This window comes from uncultured Mucilaginibacter sp., from assembly GCF_937859865.1.
GTDB lineage: Bacteria > Bacteroidota > Bacteroidia > Sphingobacteriales > Sphingobacteriaceae > Mucilaginibacter_A.
Genome location: NZ_CALMAT010000152.1, coordinates 1 through 6,270, shown reverse-complemented (window position 1 = coordinate 6,270; position 6,270 = coordinate 1). Strand labels below are relative to the sequence as shown.

At 38.4% G+C, this 6,270-nt stretch carries 6 protein-coding genes; all 6 read right to left on the bottom strand.

Going from position 1 to position 6,270, the window contains the following annotated elements:
- Nucleotides 1-214: 214 nt before the first annotated feature.
- Nucleotides 215-382: a hypothetical protein gene (locus tag Q0192_RS16540; protein ID WP_299291182.1), complete on the bottom strand. Its 168-nt coding sequence runs from the start codon at nucleotides 380-382 to the stop codon at nucleotides 215-217.
- Nucleotides 383-401: 19 nt separating this feature from the next.
- The gene (locus Q0192_RS16535) at nucleotides 402-596 is read right to left on the bottom strand and encodes a hypothetical protein (protein ID WP_299291180.1); all 195 of its coding nucleotides are present in this window, start codon (nucleotides 594-596) and stop codon (nucleotides 402-404) included.
- A 189-nt stretch (nucleotides 597-785) separates the two neighbouring features.
- Nucleotides 786-1,994 (bottom strand): MFS transporter, encoded by a 1,209-nt coding sequence (locus Q0192_RS16530; RefSeq protein ID WP_299291178.1) that lies wholly within the window; start codon nucleotides 1,992-1,994, stop codon nucleotides 786-788.
- A gap of 397 nt (nucleotides 1,995-2,391) precedes the next feature.
- Entirely contained in the window at nucleotides 2,392-2,760 is a 369-nt protein-coding gene (locus Q0192_RS16525) for a hypothetical protein (protein ID WP_299291176.1), read from the bottom strand.
- 43 nt (nucleotides 2,761-2,803) lie between these two features.
- Nucleotides 2,804-4,873, bottom strand: a complete 2,070-nt coding sequence (locus tag Q0192_RS16520; protein WP_299291174.1) for an acylase — start codon at nucleotides 4,871-4,873, stop codon at nucleotides 2,804-2,806.
- Between the two features lie 81 nt (nucleotides 4,874-4,954).
- Nucleotides 4,955-6,139, bottom strand: a complete 1,185-nt coding sequence (locus tag Q0192_RS16515; protein WP_299291172.1) for a helix-turn-helix domain-containing protein — start codon at nucleotides 6,137-6,139, stop codon at nucleotides 4,955-4,957.
- Between the last annotated feature and the right edge of the window lie 131 nt (nucleotides 6,140-6,270).

Here is a 6,270-nt window from a genome sequence, read left to right as displayed (position 1 = left end):
CTAAGAGCCTGTTTAAATTTTGTTCTATTTATTTTCCATGCTTCTTTTACCCTATAAAAATTGGCGCCAGTATCAATTTTTATAGGGTAAAAAAAGCATTGGTATTTTTATATACAAATTTAAAAGGCGCTGATTATCGGGCTAAAAAATCAAATTTCAAAAAAAAGCTGCACTTAAATTAATAAGCACAGCTTTTTTGTAGTAGCTCTATTTTTTATGCGATGGATAGTTGTTGTTCTTCGCTTGTGCTTAAATGGTTCATCTTTTTTGCAATAGCTTTGCTGGCTACACGCATTACTTTTAAATCGGTCATCAGCAGGTTTCTTAGTTCTTTATCGAAACCTTTGATCATTTTATTAACGGAGTTGGTATTTGTTTTCATGTTTAAATATTTTAATGCTTTATTTTTTGGTTGATTTTTTTGGCTTATCAATATGGTCTTTTTCTGTTAAGTTGTTTTTTCTCCGTTTTGCTTCGGTAACCTGCCTCGTAAATTGTTCTTCGTCTCTGCTATCGCCAGGTTTTTCCGGGTTTAACGGATCGGCCCAGTCTTTTTCTTCAGAACTTTCATCGGGAATGCTGTTTTCAGTAGTCATATTTCCGTTATTCTTGTTGCAGGTATTTCCAAGATTATGCCAAGCATTGCTTATAGCTTAACTTTTTAAAACTTTAATGGCTTTTAATGTAAACTGTTGAAAATTAAGCTGTAAATAAGTTATCCGTAAACGTTAAAACATTGTTTTTATCGAAAACAGCAAAATATAGTTTTAAAGTTTGTTCTGAATTCAATTCAATTTTAGGTTTAACCGTACAGTTTTACGGTAAGAAAGGTGAACAAGTTCGGCAGCAACAGACAAAATAATGCCGATGACCGTAACGCCTTGCCAATGCCAGGTGTTCCAAACGCGGCTGGCCAAAAAAGTACCGGCCGCGCCGCCCAAAAAATAAGTAACCATGTAAACGGTGTTCAATCGGTTTCGGGCTTCTTGGGAAAGGGAAAAAATCGTGGTTTGGTTAGAAATATGTGTAGCTTGAACGCCCAGATCAAGCAAGATTACGCCGATAATTAAACCGGCCAAACTTCTTCCCGAAAAAAAGAACACCACGAACGAAATAATGATCAGTAAAATAGAAAAAGTGGTAACGGTGTAAGGATTGGTTTTATCGCTGATCCTTCCCATTGCCGCCGCGCCCAAAGCACCAAAAGCGCCCACCAAACCAAATAGTCCGGCTGCCTCACTGCCGAGGTTAAACTGCGGCTGACGCAGCAGGAAGATCAAGGTCGTCCAGAATGCGCCAAAGCAGGCATAGCACAAGGCACCGCGCAAAGCGGCCAGCCGCAATAACGGCTCGGTTTGGATTAAGGTGATTAAGGAGCGCATCAAGCCGCCGTAGTTTCCATTGTATTGCGGCTCAATTTCCGGGAACAAAAAATAAATTATTGCCCATAAAAGAAGCATCAGCGCGGCGGCAATCATAAACATGGCATGCCAGCCAAACCGTTCGCCCACAAAACCGCTGATGGTGCGCGAAAGTAAAATACCGATCAGCAAGCCGCTCATCACAAAACCTACTGTTTTTCCGCGTTCTTCGGGTTTTGAAAGATGGGCTGCCATCGGGATGATCAATTGCGGCACGACAGAAGTAAAGCCAATTAAAAAGCTGGCAATTAGCATCACCGGGAAATTTGGTGCAAAAGCAGCCAGCAGCAAAGCCAAAACGATTAGGCCAAAATCTACCATAATCAACCTTTTTCGTTTTAGCATATCGCCCAAAGGAATCAAAAACAGAATACCAAAAGCATAACCCATTTGTGTAAGCATGGCAATGTTTCCGGCAGTGCCATTGCTTACGTGGTAAGTTTTTGCAATATCTTCCAGTAATGGTTGTGCGTAATAAATATTGGCTACTACCAAACCTGTGGCAATCGTCATTACCCATAAAGTTGGCTTGCTGATGCCAGTATTTGCTTTGGCTGTTTTAGAAGTGTCCATGGCAGGTTAACAATTATCTGCCTTGAAGTTTTTGGAAAAACCTGTTGCTGAAAAAAGCTTTGCCAGATTTTACCCTATAAAAATTGGTGTTTACAGTCAATTTAACTCAAGCAAAAACCAAATGTTTACCCTTTTTCGGCGATAGAAGAAGCATAGAAAATAGATTGAAGCAATTTTAAACAGGCTCTAATGTGTGAAAAAATTATAGAGCCTGTTTAAATTCATTCAAGAAAAAATGTTAATGCTTCTTTTACCCTATAAAAAATTGGTGTTTACAGTCAATTTAACTCAAGCAAAAACCAAATGGTTACCATTTTTTAGGCGATAAAAGAAGCATAGGAAATAGCTTAAAGCAATTTTAAACAGGATCTAATGTTGTGTGAAAAAATTATATAAGTTAACTTTTTACTTTAGTCCAGGCATCCTTCCCCATGACAACTACCTGAGTAACTTTCTCTTCTTTGTCCCTTATAAATTTAACAGACCAATCCAGTCCTAATACGATAAAACTATCGCCCGATAAATGCTTGATAGCCATTTTTTGATTGTCCCAAAGTTGTGTTCCTATCAACTCTCCATTCTCTAATGAAAAATTCAAGTAAAACATCGTTCCGTTAAAATCCTTTTGAAACTTCCCAGTATAGGCATCAAGGCTGTCTGCTTTAATTCTACAAAAACTTGTACTTTTTTCACTTTGAGGATATGGCTTGCAAAATCCATTGTGTAGAAAAATAAAGAGAAGTGGGATAGTTAAATACTTTTTCATGATTTGATATTTTAAAAGATTATAAAATTGACAAGATTAGAATTTATTGACGAATGAAAATTTCACCTTTTTTAACCTCGGTAAAAGCGATGTGCCCCTTTAATTTTTCAGGATAGAACCAGGCATCTCTCATTTTTTTCTCAGAAAACAACTTCAGTTGATCACCATTATGGATAGATTGTTTTTGAGAGGAATTTCCGTAACTTAACAATACTTTGGCCCTTACCTTTTTCCCAAATTCAATTATCCCAACCCATGAATCACCAGCAGTAACACTTGTCGTTTTTCCCTGAGGCTGTGCAGCTGCAACACGAAATATACCTAACGCACCATCTGCCCCGTTTGCCGGCAGATTAATTCCATTTCTTTCTAAACGCAAATATGTTCCCCAGGTAGTGGAAAGATCACCATAAGTTGTTTTTACTAATTTCGCCGCTTGTTCAAGCAGCTCCACCGCGTGCTTCTTATCCCTTAAACCACTTGGTGTTGAATTGGGGAAATCCCTGTTCCAGCGAACAGCATAATTGTAATCGTTCTTCGGGTTAAAAGCCATGGCCCAGGCATAAAACAGTAGCATTCCCTTGCTGTTATTGTCCGCATTCCGGTCCCATCCAGTAAGTACCTGCCTGGCTTCCTGTAATAGCGGAGATGAGGTATTGTCAATACCTGAAAGCAAGTCATCCAGTACGCGGTCAGCCATCAAAACATGGGTTGATTGTTTGTAATCTACCAGGTGTTCAAAAGTAATACTGCTATCTGGCAACAACATATTGGCTGCACGTTGGGAACGTAAAGGCATTTCATCAGGGGCAATGTAAGGCGGGTATTTACTTTTATCCAACTCCCTGGGAAGCGTGGCAGTCCAGGGCGGGTCGTTAGTATTTTGCAGCCACCCGGATTTTGGATTTTTTAGTTTGGGTAGTTCCTCATAACTGAGATACCCCTTCCATATATTCTTTGAAGAATCTCCTTCAATCAGATGGTCCCAGTCTTCAAACCTTCCATATGCTCGTCTTGGGACAAGTCCGTTGAACAAATAAAAGATGTTGCCTTGCTTATCCGCATAAATTACATTCCAAAAAGGTATCTGCTGCATTTTTAAAGCAGCCTCAAACTGGTTAAAATTTTGGCTATTGGCCATTTTCCACCATTCAAGCAAGGCATTGGGGCTGTCCATTCCTGCCAATTTAACGGCCAAAGCTTTTTTACTGCCTGTTTTTAATACAGGGCCATGAATAGAGCTATAAAACTTGTACAATTTTGGTAAAAGGCTTCCGTTTTGCTGCTTAATCCATATCGTGTCTGTACGTGCTTTAAAATCAAGTTTTTTTCCATCCAGCAGGTAACCGTTGTCTTTTAAAGTCAATTCAAAACTATCGGCATTATCTAAAGTATTATTGGTATGCGTCCAGCCCAGGTTTTTATTAAAACCGATCGCAATTCCGGGGAAGCCTAGTATTTGCGCACCATATACAGGGTTACCGTTTAGCGTAAGCTCCGATTCAAAAAAAGTATATTCACCGTTCCAGGGTAAATGCGGGTTTTGAATCAGCATTGCATTTCCGGAAGCTGATCTTTTAGCTGCGATAGCTATGGCATTTGATCCTATATCCTGCCAGCCGGCAACCTGGTTCAACTCCTTTCCACCGGTAAACCTGGTTACAAAAACGAACAATGATTGCAGGTTAACATCGTCTGGCGTAATTGGTAATACAATTTGCTTGTCTTTTTCGATCGCCTCGGGATGAGCTTTGGCATAAGCATTCATTCCATTTATAAATGACTGGATGATTTGTTTTAATTCAGGGTTTTGGATTTTTCGATAAGACAATGCTATATGTGGAAAGTTGAGATTATGTATCAGTATATCTGAACTTTCAAATTGTGATCCCCAGTAAAAAGCTGCCTTACCGCGGGCTGTTCCATATAATTGCAAAACCAGGTTTGCATGCGCCTCCATTTCTGCCCACCCCTGGGCAAAAAACAAATCCTTTTCATTAGAGGCAGTAATATGAGGTACGCCCCATTCGTCCCAATCAATTTTTGCTGACTGTGAATAAACTGGTTGATTACAAAAAATAATTAATAAAGATAATAGCAGTGTGCCTTTCATAGTCTTGCGTTGGATTTCGCTGTTAACATGTTACCAGCTTTTCTAAAGCAAAAGAAGCTATTGACGATGCTTTTTGTCTACTCAAATCCTGATTTGAGTAGTATTAATTGCTAATGAAGGCGTTTTTAAATTATTTTGATATTGGCTGGGTGTGATTCCTGCGAATTGCTTGAAAGCCCTTTGGAAAGTTGCCAACGAATTAAAGCCACAATCAAAAGCGATAGCCGATATGGTAAACGCGCTATGGGCCGGATCAGATAATTTTTTCTTAGCTTCCTCAATCCGGTAACCATTTACAAAATCATTAAAGTTTATATCCAAATGCTGGTTAAGCAGATTGGAGATCAGCCTCTCTGGAATACCTAACTTACTGGCAATAGCTTCCAACTTTAACAAAGGGTTCAAATAGAGCTTTTCATTTTGCATCAAATGATTCAGTTTCTGTCGATAATAATCAGCTTCGGAATCCTTAAAATAAACTTTAGCTATTTTTTTATTATACACTTCTACATCCTTCTGTTCCATTTTATTTTGGCGTAAATAAGTAGCCATGCCAAGCCAGTAAACAAAAACAACAGCAGGAAGACCAAGCAAGTAGCGCGTCCAGGAATAAACAGGAACACTCCCAGGAGCGAAATCAATAATTATTGTAAAGAGCCATATTGCAAGAAGAACAAACAGGGATTGCATCAGCTTTTTTAGCCACTTCAAATCTGCCAGTTTATATACCGACAGTTCCTTATTTCCAAGCTGGGCATTAACTGTCAGATAGGTAAGGCCACAATAAACTAAACAAGAAATAAACCCGGGCAAAACCTGGTATAAATTAGGACTTAGCAGGATTCGTTGAGTTTTAGCCAAAAAATAAAACTTTTGGACAGCAGGAATAGATAAGGTTCCTGTAAAATAAAAAAGAAAAATAATTTGCCTTTTCAGGTCAATTAAAGCAGGAAGAAAATGAAAGTAACTTTTGCGGGTTATTGTTTTGTCTTCGAAAATCAGGCTCCTTGAATAAAAATAGATTAGCGGGCCTAATGATAAATTGAAGGGGACAATAAAATTTAGTATCCATAAATGACTTTTCCAAATTCCAGATAAATCAAGTTCTGTATTGAATATCATCATGGAAACGGCAAAAATAAAAAGGCTAATCCACCTGTTGCTTTTGATTTTTTTTGCCGAAAATAATAATAGTATGGACAGGATCAATCCTTGTAAAGCAAGGGCTGACAAAAGAAAATCTACAACGTTTAGTGAAATTTTCATGGAATAAAATTCATAATGAGATGGAATGATACAAAAATATTTTTGTATTTTTTTAGCGGAAGTAATTCTAAACTTCCTTAGCTGGACTTTAGCCAAAAGTTAGAGCCTGTCAACTGAAAGGGAATAAGTAT